This is a genomic window from Sporosarcina sp. SAFN-015, from assembly GCF_059415085.1.
The window spans coordinates 98,551-113,818 of sequence record NZ_JBPFDR010000005.1 but is presented as its reverse complement, the minus strand read 5'-3'; the positions used below and the strand labels follow the sequence as shown (position 1 = coordinate 113,818).

The window sequence follows — 15,268 nt, the reverse complement described above, 5'->3', positions numbered from 1 at the left end:
TAATTCTTTGCATAAATTACGACCATTAGTAGAAACAACTGTCATATGCATATTTTTTCATACATTCTTGAAATACTGAAAAATGTAATCATCAACGAAAGGGGAAATAAGAGGTGGGTTTAAGGATAAAACTTGCCGCAACGGCAATCGGTATATTAGTCATCAGTGGGTGTAGTAAAAACGCTCAGCTTGGCGAGGAAATGGATCACTCGACAATGAATCAACATATGGAGGACATGGATCATTCCTCTATGGGTGATATGATGGAAGGACATATGAGTCATGACGATGTAGTTATGTTACATGATTCGACAGGGGAAAATGAATTGAAAATCCCTACGATGCTTGAACGGGATGCTGGGGAAGGGATTATATACACGGTTCGAGCACAAAAAGGAAAGACCGAAATATTCGACGGGACTAAAACGGAAACGTATGGATACAACGGATCGTTTTTAGGGCCGATGCTCCGTTTCGAAAAAGGGGACAAAGTTAAAATTAGAACGATCAATGAGCTGGACGAAGATACCACTTTCCATTGGCACGGGCTGGAAGTATCTGCGAATGTGGACGGCGGTCCCCACGATGCGCTAAAGCCGGGTGAAGAAAAGGTGATTGAATTTGAAGTTGCCCAAGAGGCGGCGACTTTATGGTTTCATCCACACCCTCATGGTAAAACATCTGAACAAGTATACAATGGGCTTGCCGGTTTAATTTATATTGAAGATGATAATTCGAAAAGCATTGGACTCCCGAGTATATATGGTGAAAATGATATCCCTTTAATTTTTCAAGATCGGAAATTTGATGATAAAAAACAATTGAATTACACCGCAGTAAAGAATGAAGACGGAACAATTGGCGATACATTATTGATTAATGGGACGTTGAATCCCAAGTTGACTGTAAAAAAAGAGAAGGTGCGTCTTCGTTTAGTAAATGGATCCAATGCCAGGAATTACACATTTAAATTGAGCTCTGGGGATCCGTTCGTTCAAATCGCGACAGATGGCGGTTTATTGAATGAACCGGTTACGTTGAAAAAGGTGACATTGACGCCTTCAGAGAGAGCGGAAATTATTGTTGATTTCTCTCAGATGAATTCGGAAGGTGAAATAGCATTAATTAATGAGGAAGGGTCAGTTCTTTTACCTTTCAAGGTTTCTGACCAAAGTGGTGCTGTCAGCAGAATACCAGGAGAGATGAATGATTTTTCATTGATAGAAGAAGAAATGGACTTGCCCGTCACAAAGAAGATAGAGCTTTTTGGAATGATGAAGATGGTAACGATAAATGGGAAGAAATTTGATCCGGAAAGAATTGATTTTACACAGCAACAAGGGGTTACGGAAGTGTGGGAGATTTATAACAAACCGGATATGATGGGTGGCATGATCCATCCATTCCATATACACGGCGCACAATTTAAAATCATCTCCAGAGATGGGGAAGCACCACCGGAAAATGAACGAGGATGGAAGGACAGCATTTCTGTAAAACCAGATGAGAAAGTGAAAATAGCTATACAATTTAAGCATAAGGGTGTTTATATGTTCCATTGTCATATTCTCGAACATGAAGACAACGGAATGATGGGACAAATTTTGATAGAGTAGCACAGTAAATGTTGAATATAGAAAGGGAGGGACATCATTCATGAGAAAAAGTGTACTCGTTGTATTCGGTTTATTGCTAAGCCTTGTTTTAGTCGCTTGTAGCAATGATTCGTCCGAAAGAAAGGAAATTGAAGATATAAAAGAAAAAGTACATGAGTATAGCGTTGGGAATTTTGGAGATGATGTAACAGCGTCCATTACATCTCATGAACTCATTGTTAAAGACAAAGGAAAAGAAACGACATATGACTTGCCAAGTAATGAATTCTTCGTTTCTATTGCTCCATTCATTACAACTACACATCCTTGTGGAATCCACAGTTTAACAGGGTGCCAAGGTGAATTAGTTAAAAAGGATTTCGACGTGTTTATTCAAGATGTAGAGGGCAACGTTGTGGTCGATGAAACAATGACCTCACTAGAAAATGGGTTTATCGATTTATGGTTGCCGCGGGATAAAAATTTTAAAGTGAAAATTACACATGACGGGAAAACGGTTGATGCTAATATTTCTACCTTTGAAGGCGACAATACTTGTATTACAACGATGCAACTAACTTAATGACTTACTTTTCATTCACACGGAATCGTGAAGTATTCACCATACTTCTCACGGTTCTTTTTATTTTTCAAGAGACTTCAATAATGAAACGAGAAATAAGGATTTTATAAGGAGATATGCAATTTCCGTTTAAATTAATACCCCTAGGGAAAAAATACACCGAATGAAAATCTCAGGAGGTGCGTTTATGAATACGAAATACGCAGAAACAATTAAGGTGATTCTAGAATGTCTTAAGGAATGCAATAGTTGTTTCGATGAATGCTTGAACGAAGAAGATGTAAAAATGATGGCTGAATGTATTCGGTTGGACCGAGAATGTGCCGACGCTTGTACATTCGCCGCGCAAGCGATAACGCGTAACAGCCCATTCACGAATCAGGTTTTAGAACTTTGTGCTGAAATCTGCAACCGTTGTGCTGAAGAGTGTGATAAGCATGACATGGATCATTGTAAACGCTGTGCAGAGGCTTGCCATAAATGCGCTGAAGCATGCCGTCAAGCAATAGCGTAATCGATATTGATGAAACTTCATTGGAGGAGCTATCTCGAGAAATGTAAGACGGTTTCTTGCGATAGCTTCATTTATAACTAATTTAGAAAAAAACAGAGGTGTAGTAGACAAATGAAGAAGCATGTATTTTTTCTAGGTCTCGCGATGGTTATCGGTTTAAGTGGATGTGGGGACAAAACGACCAACGAGAATAGTACAGACGTTAATAATGAGCCGCAACAAGAAGAAGATATGGAAATGGAGATGAACCATTCCGGCTCAGGTGAAGTGCCTGCAAACTTGAAAGTGGCTGAAAATCCAACCTATGAAGTCGGAAGTGAAGCCATCATTAAAGCTGATCATATGAAAGGGATGAAGGGGGCCGTTGCGACCGTTGTGGGTGCTTATGATACGACAGCTTATGTAATTTCATATACTCCGGTAACTGGCGGAGAAAAAGTGGAAGATCATAAATGGGTAATCCAAGAAGAGATTAAGGATGCTGGTGATAAAAAATTGGAGACAGGTACTGAAGTCACCGTAGAGGCAGACCATATGAAAGGGATGAAAGGAGCGATAGCAGAAATTGATTCAGCTGAAAAAACTACAGTTTACATGATTGACTATATGCCAACTACCGGCGGTGAAAAAGTAACTAATCATAAGTGGGTAACAGAAGAGGAACTTACAGCTAACTAACGATATAAAAGGAACGCCCCATATGTTGAGGGAATATCAACTTATGGGGCTAATCAGTTTATATGCAATTAAATTGAACTTGCCTCAATCCAATTCGTTATCCATAACTTCCTTCACTAACCGACGTACTTCATCTGTCGTTTTCGTATTCATCAATTCATTCCTCAATTCAGCAGCGCCTCTAAATCCACGAATATAAATTTTGAAAAAGCGGAGAAGTGGTTTGAATGGACGCGGCTCTTCTTCTGTTGAATATTTATCGTGTAAATCCAATTGCAATAACAGTAAATCGAGATATTCCTTCACGCTATGTTCTCTCGGTTCTTTCTCGAAAGCAAATGGATTCGTGAAAACGCCGCGGCCGATCATAACGCCGTCAACGCCGTATTGTTCCACGAGTTTTAGTCCTGTTGCACGGTCAGGAATATCGCCGTTGATTGTTAACAACGTATTTGGCGCAATTTCATCCCGTAACTTTTTGATTGCCGGGATCAATTCCCAGTGTGCATCCACTTTGCTCATTTCTTTTCTTGTGCGAAGGTGAATGGACAGGTTTGCAATGTCTTGCTCCAAGACATGCCGTAACCATTCGTGCCACTCGTCGATTTCAATATAGCCAAGTCTTGTTTTTACACTGACTGGCAATCCACCAGCTTTAGCGGCTTGAATGATTTCCGCTGCAACTTCGGGGCGTCGTATTAATCCCGCACCTTTTCCGTTTGCAGCAACGTTTTGCACTGGGCAGCCCATATTGAGATCGATGCCTTTAAAACCGAGTTTCTTCATGTCGATGCTCATTTGTTTAAAATACTCAGGTTTATCGCCCCAAATATGCGCGACAATCGGCTGTTCATCTTCTGTGAACATTAAGCGGCCACGAACGCTTTCTCTCCCATTCGGATGGCAATAGCTTTCCGTATTCGTAAATTCCGTGAAATACACATCAGGTGGTGCTGCTTCAGCGATGACATGACGAAACACTACGTCAGTCACATCTTCCATAGGTGCTAATATAAAAAACGGCTTTGGTAGATCAAGCCAAAAATTATCTTCGTTACTCATTTTGTATCCTCCTGTTGCATGCAAAATCCTTTGCTCATCAAATAGTATCATTTATTGTGGTCAATTGCACTGATACATTCTTAAAAAGTAGTAGTTTGTATGCATGATCGAATTAGGGCTCCATTAATCGCACAAGGGCTCCATTATTCTGCCAAGGGCTCTATTAATCGCATAAGGGCTCAATTAATCGAGCAAGGGCTCCATAAATCGCATAAGGGCTCAATTAATCGAGCAAGGGCTCCATTAATCGGTCAAAGGCTCCATTAATTGCACAAGGGCTCTATTCTATCGTCGTCGGAGTCATTTATTGAATGGAAAAACTAAACGTTCGGTCTTCCACAAACTCTCCGTCCCGGTATGTCCTTTCGACGAAAGTGATGTTATTCTCATTATCGATGAGAAGAGCTGTCGAAGAGCGGGTGCCATATCCTTCAGATTTAATGAATAGGGAAGAAAGAATACGTTCCAGTTGTTTTCCCACACCTGTATCAGGAAGTTGTTCGTCCGGAAACGGTTCGGCATGTTGCAGTATATCGAATAGTTCACTGGACTGTATGACGCGTTTCTGTTCGACAAGTCCCCGGAGATCTGCTTTTCCCTTAACGACTTTTGGCCATGGTGTATCAATAAAATGGTTACATAGCCCATATGTTCCGGGGGAAATCTCCTTCACTTCATTTTCGATATTCGAGTAATAGAACAACTCATCCGAAGTACCGACGATTACGTTGAATCCCGCATACTCCGCCTGCTTTCGTTGCAACGATTTCAGAAATTCAGCGGCAGTCAAATCGGAATCGAGAAAATTAGTCACAATTTCACCACGCGACCGAACGTTCTTCTTTTGCTCAGATGGATTTCTGTAGTTGGTCAGTGCAGCAAACCGGCCTTTTTTCGTAATGCCAAGCCATGTTCCGCCTTGGGATAAATCCTTGCCTGCCAACAAATAGGGCTTGTCTTCCCAAAAATGCGCCGGTGCAGTAGGGCGTTCGTAAAACTCATCACGGTTCGCAGCTACAATCAAACGGTAGATCGGATGGTCTTGAAAATGAAAATTAATCAAACACATGACAACATCACTTCTCCTTTCTAAAAGTATACATTGTTAATTGGGATTCGTACTACAGATAGTGAACGCTACTCCTACTTACCACAACTTTTGATAGAAGGATCTTTTATACAATGACATCATCTCTACGTACAATGTTTACGTGTTATACTAATTTTACAAACTTTGTAACTATTTTATATTAGATAGGTTTTTTGAAGGGGAATACAATAATGAACAGATGGCTTTTTGGATTTTTAGTCGTATTAACAACATCTTTAATGGGGTCAGCTTTCGCAATCGGAAAGATTGGATTGGTTTACGCTACACCGATCATGCTTGTAGCATTGCGCTTCCTTATAGCTGGGGCCATTATGTCAATAATTGTAAAATGTTTACGAATCGCTCATCCAAAGCAGATGGCAGATTGGATAAAAATAGCGTTGATCGGTTTTTTTCAAACGGCTGGTGTCATGGGATGTATTTTCGTCAGTTTACGGACGATAACAGCGGGGCAATCATCAATATTAACCTTTATGAACCCGCTTTTAGTTGTTATATTTGGAACGCTTTTTATGAAAATGAAATATAGTTGGCGCCAATGGTTCGGCGTTATTTTAGGTTTTGTTGGTGTAATGATAACGCTTGGAGCACAGGTGGACTTGAAAATTGGAACCCTTTTTGGCTTTCTGTCTGCCATTTCGTGGGCCATTGGAACTCTCCTCATTAAAAAGTGGGGCGTTCAATTTAATACTTGGGTGTTAACAGCTTATCAGATGTTGTTTGGTGGTTTGATTTTATTCGTTGGTAGTTTTCTACTGGAAGAACCTTCATTTCAAATTACCGCTATATCAATAACCATCCTATTATGGCTAGCACTCATGGCTTCCATAGTGCAATTCGCCGTATGGTTTTACCTTTTACAAACAGGAGAACCCGGTAAGACAAGCGCATTTTTGTTTTTAGCTCCATTTTTCGGTGTTCTTACTGGCTGGTTATTACTTGATGAAATGATTGCGTGGAATGTTGTAGTCGGTGGTGTATGTATATTTGGGGGTATATTTATGGTGAATTGGACGGCTAAAGTAAAGAAAAGTGTATGAGAAAGGAGGGGAGTACTCAAAATGGAAACAAGCTATAAAACGATATTTGACCGCGTCTCTATCTATTTACTGGCGATTTTCGTTTCTCCCATCCTCTTTGGAATTTTCATGGCACTCTACTCGATGATCGCTTTTCAAGACTCTTGGAGTTTTGGCCCGACCGTCATAGTTGTAGCTTTATATTCTTGGCCATTCTTTGGATTTGGGGCCTTTCCTATTTCAGTTTACATCGATTTTTCAGCTCGACTAAAGGAGCATCCGAACTGGATAAAGGCGTTAGTATATGCATGTTCAGGTGGCATAGCGGGTCTTATTGCTAGCGTTATTTTTTATGGTCTGTTCTCGATGATCTTCATGTTCCTCTTTGGTATGGTCGGCGGAGTAATTCATTTTATCGTATTGGTACTGATTAAAAAATTCCTAAAGTAATACTCGCGTGAAAAAGGGATGTATTTGTTGCATGAAGATAAATAAAGACCTGAAGATAAGCGAGAAAGATTGAGACAATAAAAATTAATAAGAAACCTAGGAGGAAGTATTTTATCCAACAAAAAAGACCCCTATTGAATTTAATTAGGGGAAAACAAGATGTGTGGCTTAAAAAAGGAATCTATAACATGCGGATAGTTCCTAAATCCACCAATAAATAGGTAGACATGAAAAAGTTCAACATTTTTTCTTGTTGCATTTTTTATTATTAGCGAATATTGCGATAAATGCACCCGACAAAACAGTCATCCATAAAATGAGATTCATTTTCCACCTCCAATCGGCTAGTTATATTATTATACTTCGGATAATGCGGGAACAGCAATTGCGGACTATCAAGAAAAAATAAAAAGTTAATGTCACAGTTCGATAATATTGTTCAATAATTCCTATAATCATTCGAAGGGTGCCTTTGGTAATCTCTCCTTCATCAATTAAATCTATACCTACCCCATCTGTAACCTTTTGGAATTCATCATGTTGGGCTTAAACCGTAATCATGACACTACGGTTTGACAATAAAATAGCGAGTTTTGTATGATTAACAAATCGGTGTCGAACGACCCGTGTTAAGGAGGGGAGCAATCAGGAAAATCGGAAACCAATGAAAGCGCCAGTGCTGGGAAAATCGGACGTCCCACATTCCCAGCAGACGAGGTGGAGGAGTATCGAAACATTCGGCGGATGCCTCCCGATCGAAACGCCCGATTGTAACTTTTACCTACAAAACATCCGAGCAATCGTATGGACAACAAGGTAAAAAGGCTATTCTAACAAGTAATAGGCAAACACTTCGGAATCCCGAGGTGGACTTTGTCATTTCTTCATGAGGAGGAAATTAATATGTGTGGAATTGTCGGTTATATTGGAGAGCAGGATACGAAAGAGTTCTTACTGAAAGGGCTCGAAAAACTTGAATATCGTGGATACGATTCAGCAGGACTTGGACTTCTGACAATGAACGGTGTAGAAGTCATCAAAGAAAAAGGACGGATTGCGGATTTGCGAAAAGCAGTTGATCCATCCATCGAATCCAAAACAGGGATTGGCCATACCAGATGGGCGACACATGGGATTCCCGATCGGAAGAATTCCCACCCGCACCAAAGCGAATCCGGACGCTTTACGCTTGTACATAACGGCGTCATTGAAAACTATGTACAATTGCAAAAGCAATATTTGCAAAACGTGAACATGAAATCGGAAACTGATACGGAAGTAATCGTACAATTGGTTGAAGTGTTCGTAATAGATGGCATGACAACCGAAGAGGCTTTTCGTCATACGTTATCCTTATTGCACGGTTCCTACGCCATTGCCATGTTAGATACGGAAGACCAAGGAACAATCTATGTTGCTAAAAATCGCAGTCCGTTGCTTGTCGGCGTCGGGGAAGGCTTTAACGTTGTCGCGTCCGATGCGATGGCGATGCTGCAACTGACTGACCAGTTCATCGAGCTCCACGATGAAGAAGTCGTCCTAGTGACAAAAGAAGCCATCCACATCATGACACTCGACGGTACGGAAATCAACCGGGCTCCTTATACGGCGAAACTCGACATGAGCGATATCGAAAAAGGAACATACCCGCACTATATGCTCAAAGAAATCGATGAGCAGCCAGGCGTTATGCGCAAGATTTTAACAGCTTACACGAATGATCAAGAAGAACTTACAATCGACCCTGCAATCATCCAAGCAATTAAAGATGCCGATCGACTCTACATTATCGCAGCAGGTACGAGCTATCACGCTGGCTTGATAGGTAAGCAATACTTCGAAAAGCTCGCAGGCATTCCAGTCGAAGTGCATATTTCAAGCGAATTCGGCTACAATATGCCATTGCTTTCGAAGAAACCGTTATTTTTATTCATCACCCAATCCGGGGAAACAGCGGATAGCCGCCAAGTGCTCGTGAAAATCAAAGCGCTCGGCTACCCGACGATCACAATGACAAACGTTCCGGGCTCAACGTTGTCACGGGAAGCGGATCATACATTGCTTCTTCATGCAGGTCCAGAAATCGCGGTCGCATCGACGAAAGCGTACACAGCCCAAGTCGCAGTGATCGCCGTCACTGCATATGTTGTTGCAAAACAATTGAACAGGGAAATTGATTTCGATTTGAGACAGGAACTATCCATCGTCGCTAATGCCATCCAAACGCTCGTCGACTCGAAGGATGATATGGAACAGATTGCGAAGGAGTACCTTGAAACGACACGCAACGCCTTCTTCCTAGGCCGGAACCTAGATTTCTACGTTAGCCTGGAAGGCGCACTCAAACTAAAAGAAATTTCCTACATTCAGGCGGAAGGCTTTGCCGGCGGAGAACTGAAACATGGAACAATCGCTCTTATTGAAGAAGGCACACCTGTCTTCGCCTTAGCAACTCAAAAATCCGTCAGCCTCAATATTCGAGGCAACGTGAAAGAAGTCGTTGCTCGTGGAGCGCATCCTTGCATCATTGCTATGGAAGGCATTGAAGAGGAAAGTGATCGCTTCGTCTTGCCGCCTGTGCATGAGTTACTAACACCAATTATTACTGTTGTTCCGCTGCAGCTGATTGCATATTATGCATCGCTTCATCGTGGATGCGACGTAGATAAGCCACGGAATTTGGCGAAGAGTGTTACAGTTGAGTGACTAAGCTTTTTAGTTGTGTAGTTGTAGGTTTGATATAAAGTAGTAGCGATTATGAAAAAGATGTGGTGCCCGCTTGTGTAAGAACGTTTTATGGGATATTTGACATTCTTTACATATTCCTCATCACTACGTATAATAGACCTGTAAAGTCGATTTCAATGAGCATATCAAATAAATTGATAAGTGGTGAACTTTGTGAGTGCGGTAGTCTCTAAATAAGAAAACATTATAGGAAATAAGGAAGTTTTAACAACAGGGGATTTCAGTTATATTCACCCCCTTTATTTTGTTGTGGACTTATTTCCACTTATGAAGACACCTACCATACTTTACAAACAAACAAGCGCATCACTTCATGATTAGAACTATCGTTATAGATGGTTTTATTTATGTATTTTACTTTTGCATTGTAAATGTAAGCTGCGGTAGATACCGCAGCTTTTTATATTTATCTCCAACTCATTGAAATTTTGCCGTTAGGTTTCTTCATTGCTGATTTAATAATCACATGGAGGAGAATGAAAACATGAATGAAAGTACTTTTGAAAAATTACAGTACAACGAACTAAAAGAGATTATAAAATCTTATTGCGTTAGCGGACTGGGCAAACAACTATTTGACAAATTAATTCCCAGTTCTAACTTAAAAGTAGTCAAACATCGATTAACCGAAACATCTGAAGCGCGTGCCATTCTGGATGCAGGAGGAAACGTACCTTTCATGGGGGTTTCCAACATTGAACATACAATTGATAAATTGGATAAAGGCATAATTTTAGCCCCAATAGAACTTTTAAGTATTTCCGATTTTTTAAGAGGTTGCCGAAAAATAAAAGTTTTCATGTCCGGTAAAGAATTTCTTGCTCCGATATTATCGTCATATGCCATTTCCATGACAGAATTCATGGAGTTAGAAGAGGAAATCAACCTTTCTATAAAAAATAATCAGATTGACTCGAACGCCAGTAAAGAACTCAAACGTGTTCGTCATCATATCCAAACAACTGAACAAAAAATAAAAGAACGATTAAATAAATTTCTAAACAGTAGTGTAAATAGAAATTATATTCAGGAGTTCATAATTAGTATCAAGAATGATCGCTATACAATACCAATAAAATCCTCATACAAAAATCAAGTACAGGGAACTATCATTGAAATATCATCTAAAGGTTCGACAGTCTTTATGGAACCTAGTATAGTGCAAAAATTAAGTGTAGAACTAGCAACATTAAAATCTGAAGAGGCAATGTTGGAATATCAAATACTAGCTACTTTGACAGGTCTAGTGACTGAAAATCTTAAAGCCATTACTATTAATATTGAGCTCATTTCTCAGTACGATATGATTTTTGCTAAAGCTAAATATAGCAAACATGTGGATGGAATTGAGCCAAACATAAATGATTATGGGTATATAAAATTAGTTAATTGCAAGCATCCATTACTATCGGGTCATGTTATACCACTTCAGTTTCAGATTGGGAGCACTTATCGTAGTTTAATCATAACCGGACCTAATGCCGGGGGAAAAACAATTGTGCTGAAGACAATTGGCCTTGTTACTTTGGCAACTATGTCTGGGTTCCATATTACTGCTTCGAAAGAAACTGAAATTGCAGTATTTGAGCGCATGTTTGTAGATATTGGTGACAATCAGAGTTTAGAAAATGCACTTAGCACGTTCTCTTCTCACATGAAAAACTTGTCTGAGATACTTCGATCAGTAAACAACAATACCCTGCTACTATTTGACGAAATCGGAAATGGGACTGAACCAAATGAAGGAGCAGCATTAGCAATCTCCCTCTTAGAAGAGTTTTATCTTAAAGGATGTATTACCGTTGCTACAACGCATTATGGAGAAATAAAACGTTTTTCCGAAATGCATAGTGACTTTATGAACGCCGCCATGCAATTCAATCATGAAACGTTAGAACCGCTATTTAAACTTCTCATCGGACAGTCTGGGGACAGTAATGCTTTATGGATCTCTAGAAAAATGAATGTGCCGGAAAATGTTTTAAAAAGAGCAGAGGAGTATATGGAAAATAAAGAGTATCGCTTGGAACGGTTAAATGAAAGCAAAATCCTTAGACCGAAAACAGTGGTTGGAAAAGTTGAAAAAAATATTGACTATCAAAAGGGAGACCGTGTAAAACTGCTTGACCACGATGACTTTGGGATAGTGTATAAAGAAAAGGACAACTATTATAACGTTACTGTGTATTATCAAAATCAATTTATTGAAGTGAACGAAAAACGCTTGTCACTAGAGTTAAAAGCTGAAGAGTTGTATCCAGAGGGCTATGACTTAGACACTTTATTCATTGATTATAATACTAGAAAACTAAATCATGATATAGAGCGAGGATCGAAAAAAGCACTTCGTAAAATCCAGAAAGAAATTCGAGATAATAAATAAACAAAAAAAGATTCCCACTTTCGTTCGAAGGTGGGAATCTTTTGTGATTTAAATACTTATGGGTGTTGTTTGCTGTCCGGTCGTTTGCAAATCCTTTATCTGAAAAAAATAGCATTCACATTCGGCAACTGACTCATAAAAAAATGATATTTTATGGTGTTTCAAGTTGATTGACACACGGCCAGCAGATCAATATTTCATATAATCCTCAACCAATTCATAACATCTCTCTTCTGTCAGATTTGCTAACACAACCACATATTCCAAATGTTCCTGTGTACCTCCTTCGTATTGTAGTGAAGCTTCCTTTGCAGTAACATCCCGATATGTTATCCAGTTTCGTTGTTCATCTCTCAATTGATTCATTTCTTCTGTAGCAAGTTGTTCTTGTAGGATGCCATACACTTCATTCAATAATCCATCCCACAGATCATATCGATCTCCTTCAACTTTTTTCATAGCGTAAGTAGAGGAATCATTGGAATATGTATTTCGGATTTCTTCAACTTCTTCGTTAATATCAGCAAGTTTTTGTAAATATTTTTCTTTCATAGTGCCATTTTTATCTTCACTATCTGCATCAACTTTGTCGATGCCTGTAGTGTTTTCTGTTGTGTTAATAGTAGAGGAATCGTTAAATTGTGACTCATCCGATGAGTTTCCGCAAGCGGCTAATGCAACAACTACTGTCACCATTCCTATGACTGATTTCCAATAGTTTTTCATGAAATACCAACTTTCATCTTTAGATTTACTCTTGTCCGTTACAGCCGGGCGATAAGAATTTCTTTTCTACTATACAATATCAGAAATTCTAGTTTTACATTTAGTAATTAGGTCGGTAAGTTAGAAAAGGATATTAGTTTGAGTTTGTGGAATACAATAATATGTTAGTGAGCAGCAAAATAAAAAGACTCAGAATGATTTCTGAGTCTGCACTCCTTATTAATGTTTCCCCAGTAGAGCCATTAAACCTTTGTAGATGAGGAAAAGGGAAAAAATTAAAATAGCTACGATACCTATAATGTCAGTGATGGGCTCTAAACCTGCTAGAAAAGTACCTGCCAAGGGAACCTTTACTAATGCAAATCCGGCTAAAATAGTAGCCAATATCAATAAAATCAATCGATCCATTCAGTTAACCCTCCTTTCACTACATTATATGAGCACGATTCAAGTGGAGTAGGGGTAACGTTTTGTTCAGTTTATGTTGGAAGTAAAGAAGTTATTGAAAAGGAGATTACAATGAACACATTAACTAGTAAAGAACTTCACTCCAAAGAAGAAATTCTTGAGGCTTTTCCTGTAATGAATCAACTACGGACCCATCTGAATGAAAACACGTATATTGATCTTGTGATGGAAGCGAAAGAAAAGGATATGTATCGATTATTTGCACTTTACGATCATGGAGAAATCGTTGCAGTTACCGGCTTTAAACCAATGATCACCTTATACTACGGACGTTTCATTTGGATATGTGATTTAGTTACTGATAAGAACAAGCGCTCAAACGGATATGGTGAGAAGCTTCTATCTGTCGTTCATGAATGGGCTAAAGAAAATGGCTTTGAACGTGTCGCTTTATCATCGGGTTTACAACGAAGCGATGCACATCGATTCTACGAAGACAAAATGGGCTATGACAAAGTGAGCTATGTATTTAAAAAAGAAATTTGATTGAATGGCTTCTCGGTGAATAAACTTCTCCAACTTTTAAGATTAAACACTTGCCAATTCCTCTATAAACGAATAATATATGTAATGGATTAAATAATGTTCGTCTTTGGAGGAGTATCTCTTTGTTTAAATTACAAGAAAACAATACAACTGTAAAAACGGAAGTCCTTGCAGGGTTCACGACCTTTTTTACGATGGTCTATATAGTAATTGTTAACCCAATCATTTTAAAAGATGCAGGTGTCCCGTTTGACCAAGTGTTTACGGCTACAATCATTGCGACAGTCATCGGGACATTGTGGATGGCGCTTGCAGCGAATTATCCGATTGCAATTGCACCAGGAATGGGCATGAATGCTTATTTTGCCTATTCAGTCGTAGGAACGAATGGTATTACGTATGAAACAGCGTTCTCAGCTGTGTTCGTTGCAGGCATCATTTTCGTTATCTTATCGCTTACCTCCTTCCGAAAAGTGTTGATTGAAGCGATTCCTGATAACTTGAAGCATGGGATTACCGCGGGGATTGGCTTATTTATCGCTTTTATCGGAATGAGACAAGCTGGCATGATCGTCTCCCATCCATCGAATCTTGTAGCGCTCGGGGATCTACATTCGCCAACTGTGCTTTTTGCCTTGCTCGGACTAGCTGTTACGCTTATTTTGATGGCATTGAGAGTGCATGGGGCATTGTTCCTCGGTATGATCCTTACAGCAGTCGTTGCCTTTTTCACAGGGCATTTATCGTTTGACCAAGGTTTCGTTCAAATGCCGTCACTTCCGGATGGGATCATCATTTCCAATCCGTTCACTGCCTTCACAGATGTATGGCAGCATATGCTGTTCCCGGTCGTCTTTTCATTCCTAATGGTAACGATTTTCGATACGACAGGAACGATGATCGGTGTTGCACAACAAGCCGGCTTAATGAAAGACAATAAAATGCCAAGGGCTCGCCAAGCATTACTCGCTGACTCTGTTGCAGCAACGGCTGGCTCGATGTTCGGAACAACACCGACGAGTGCGTATATCGAATCATCTGCAGGTGTCGCGGCAGGTGGAAGAACAGGACTCACTACGGTTACGGTTGCCATTCTATTTATCGTTGCAGCGTTTTTCGGACCTCTTGTTAGTGCGGTTTCAGGATTATCTTCCATTACAGCTCCAGCATTGATCATCGTCGGCAGTTTAATGATGGGATCCATTGCGAAAATCAAATGGGATGAAATTGACGAAGCATTCCCTGCTTTTCTCATCATTTTAAGCATGCCACTCACGTCAAGCATCGCAACGGGGATTGCATTAGGGTTCATTTCATATCCGATTTTGAAGGTCGTAACAGGGAAATGGCGTGTAGTCCATCCGCTTGTTTATGTGTTCGCGGTTCTATTCTTTTATCAATTGGCATTTCTGCCTCATTAATCTAGTCATCTGTGAAAAAAGCAA

General features: G+C 39.8%; 14 protein-coding genes. 10 read left to right on the top strand and 4 right to left on the bottom strand.

From position 1 onward, the window contains the following. The first annotated feature begins 113 nt into the window (after positions 1–113). The 4 genes from ACR65H_RS10705 (at position 114) to ACR65H_RS10690 (ending at position 3,370) form a co-directional block, all read left to right on the top strand. On the top strand, positions 114–1,616 hold the full coding sequence (locus ACR65H_RS10705; RefSeq protein ID WP_440500232.1) for a multicopper oxidase family protein: 1,503 nt from the start codon (positions 114–116) through the stop codon (positions 1,614–1,616). A gap of 40 nt (positions 1,617–1,656) precedes the next feature. Beyond that, complete coding sequence (locus tag ACR65H_RS10700; protein ID WP_440500231.1) at positions 1,657–2,178, top strand: CueP family metal-binding protein; 522 nt, start codon at positions 1,657–1,659, stop codon at positions 2,176–2,178. A gap of 187 nt (positions 2,179–2,365) precedes the next feature. Further along, entirely contained in the window at positions 2,366–2,692 is a 327-nt protein-coding gene (locus tag ACR65H_RS10695) for a four-helix bundle copper-binding protein (protein WP_440500230.1), read from the top strand. 111 nt (positions 2,693–2,803) lie between these two features. Then, a complete protein-coding gene (locus ACR65H_RS10690) occupies positions 2,804–3,370 on the top strand; it encodes a YdhK family protein (RefSeq protein ID WP_440500229.1) in 567 nt (188 codons plus the stop codon). 84 nt (positions 3,371–3,454) lie between these two features. On the opposite strand, the gene ACR65H_RS10685 is transcribed toward ACR65H_RS10690, so the two are convergent. Together ACR65H_RS10685 and ACR65H_RS10680 are read right to left on the bottom strand one after the other, a co-directional pair. Further along, positions 3,455–4,432 carry a tRNA dihydrouridine synthase gene (locus ACR65H_RS10685; protein ID WP_440500228.1) on the bottom strand — a complete coding sequence of 326 codons (978 nt, stop codon included), beginning with the start codon at positions 4,430–4,432 and terminating at the stop codon, positions 3,455–3,457. A gap of 304 nt (positions 4,433–4,736) precedes the next feature. Then, positions 4,737–5,501 carry an NRDE family protein gene (locus ACR65H_RS10680; RefSeq protein ID WP_440500227.1) on the bottom strand — a complete coding sequence of 255 codons (765 nt, stop codon included), beginning with the start codon at positions 5,499–5,501 and terminating at the stop codon, positions 4,737–4,739. A gap of 212 nt (positions 5,502–5,713) precedes the next feature. Between ACR65H_RS10680 and ACR65H_RS10675 the strand changes: the two genes are divergently transcribed. The 4 genes from ACR65H_RS10675 to ACR65H_RS10660 all read left to right on the top strand — a co-directional run bounded on the left by ACR65H_RS10675 (position 5,714) and on the right by ACR65H_RS10660 (position 12,143). Continuing rightward, a complete protein-coding gene (locus ACR65H_RS10675; RefSeq protein WP_440500226.1) occupies positions 5,714–6,583 on the top strand; it encodes a DMT family transporter in 870 nt (289 codons plus the stop codon). A 21-nt stretch (positions 6,584–6,604) separates the two neighbouring features. Next, the gene (locus tag ACR65H_RS10670) at positions 6,605–7,012 is read left to right on the top strand and encodes a hypothetical protein (RefSeq protein ID WP_440500225.1); all 408 of its coding nucleotides are present in this window, start codon (positions 6,605–6,607) and stop codon (positions 7,010–7,012) included. A gap of 903 nt (positions 7,013–7,915) precedes the next feature. After that, a complete protein-coding gene (glmS, locus tag ACR65H_RS10665; protein ID WP_440500224.1) occupies positions 7,916–9,718 on the top strand; it encodes a glutamine--fructose-6-phosphate transaminase (isomerizing) in 1,803 nt (600 codons plus the stop codon). 526 nt (positions 9,719–10,244) lie between these two features. Continuing rightward, positions 10,245–12,143: an endonuclease MutS2 gene (locus ACR65H_RS10660; RefSeq protein ID WP_440500222.1), complete on the top strand. Its 1,899-nt coding sequence runs from the start codon at positions 10,245–10,247 to the stop codon at positions 12,141–12,143. Between the two features lie 189 nt (positions 12,144–12,332). On the opposite strand, the gene ACR65H_RS10655 is transcribed toward ACR65H_RS10660, so the two are convergent. Both ACR65H_RS10655 and ACR65H_RS10650 read right to left on the bottom strand, forming a co-directional pair. After that, on the bottom strand, positions 12,333–12,869 hold the full coding sequence (locus ACR65H_RS10655) for a lysozyme inhibitor LprI family protein (RefSeq protein WP_440500221.1): 537 nt from the start codon (positions 12,867–12,869) through the stop codon (positions 12,333–12,335). Between the two features lie 219 nt (positions 12,870–13,088). Beyond that, positions 13,089–13,277 carry a hypothetical protein gene (locus ACR65H_RS10650; protein WP_224654594.1) on the bottom strand — a complete coding sequence of 63 codons (189 nt, stop codon included), beginning with the start codon at positions 13,275–13,277 and terminating at the stop codon, positions 13,089–13,091. Positions 13,278–13,388: 111 nt separating this feature from the next. Between ACR65H_RS10650 and ACR65H_RS10645 the strand changes: the two genes are divergently transcribed. Beyond that, entirely contained in the window at positions 13,389–13,823 is a 435-nt protein-coding gene (locus tag ACR65H_RS10645; protein WP_440500220.1) for a GNAT family N-acetyltransferase, read from the top strand. A 122-nt stretch (positions 13,824–13,945) separates the two neighbouring features. Continuing rightward, complete coding sequence (locus ACR65H_RS10640) at positions 13,946–15,244, top strand: NCS2 family permease (protein ID WP_440500219.1); 1,299 nt, start codon at positions 13,946–13,948, stop codon at positions 15,242–15,244. Positions 15,245–15,268: the final 24 nt, after the last annotated feature.

What these genes read in the sequence shown, in the direction of transcription:
- ACR65H_RS10655 (WP_440500221.1), bottom strand. Translation starts at nt 12,869, where the DNA reads ATGAAAAACTATTGGAAATCAGTCATAGGAATGGTGACAGTAGTTGTT.
- ACR65H_RS10680 (WP_440500227.1), bottom strand. Translation starts at nt 5,501, where the DNA reads ATGTGTTTGATTAATTTTCATTTTCAAGACCATCCGATCTACCGTTTG.
- ACR65H_RS10695 (WP_440500230.1), top strand. Translation starts at nt 2,366, where the DNA reads ATGAATACGAAATACGCAGAAACAATTAAGGTGATTCTAGAATGTCTT.
- ACR65H_RS10675 (WP_440500226.1), top strand. Translation starts at nt 5,714, where the DNA reads ATGAACAGATGGCTTTTTGGATTTTTAGTCGTATTAACAACATCTTTA.
- ACR65H_RS10700 (WP_440500231.1), top strand. Translation starts at nt 1,657, where the DNA reads ATGAGAAAAAGTGTACTCGTTGTATTCGGTTTATTGCTAAGCCTTGTT.
- ACR65H_RS10645 (WP_440500220.1), top strand. Translation starts at nt 13,389, where the DNA reads ATGAACACATTAACTAGTAAAGAACTTCACTCCAAAGAAGAAATTCTT.
- ACR65H_RS10660 (WP_440500222.1), top strand. Translation starts at nt 10,245, where the DNA reads ATGAATGAAAGTACTTTTGAAAAATTACAGTACAACGAACTAAAAGAG.
- ACR65H_RS10670 (WP_440500225.1), top strand. Translation starts at nt 6,605, where the DNA reads ATGGAAACAAGCTATAAAACGATATTTGACCGCGTCTCTATCTATTTA.
- ACR65H_RS10690 (WP_440500229.1), top strand. Translation starts at nt 2,804, where the DNA reads ATGAAGAAGCATGTATTTTTTCTAGGTCTCGCGATGGTTATCGGTTTA.
- ACR65H_RS10685 (WP_440500228.1), bottom strand. Translation starts at nt 4,432, where the DNA reads ATGAGTAACGAAGATAATTTTTGGCTTGATCTACCAAAGCCGTTTTTT.
- glmS (WP_440500224.1), top strand. Translation starts at nt 7,916, where the DNA reads ATGTGTGGAATTGTCGGTTATATTGGAGAGCAGGATACGAAAGAGTTC.
- ACR65H_RS10650 (WP_224654594.1), bottom strand. Translation starts at nt 13,277, where the DNA reads ATGGATCGATTGATTTTATTGATATTGGCTACTATTTTAGCCGGATTT.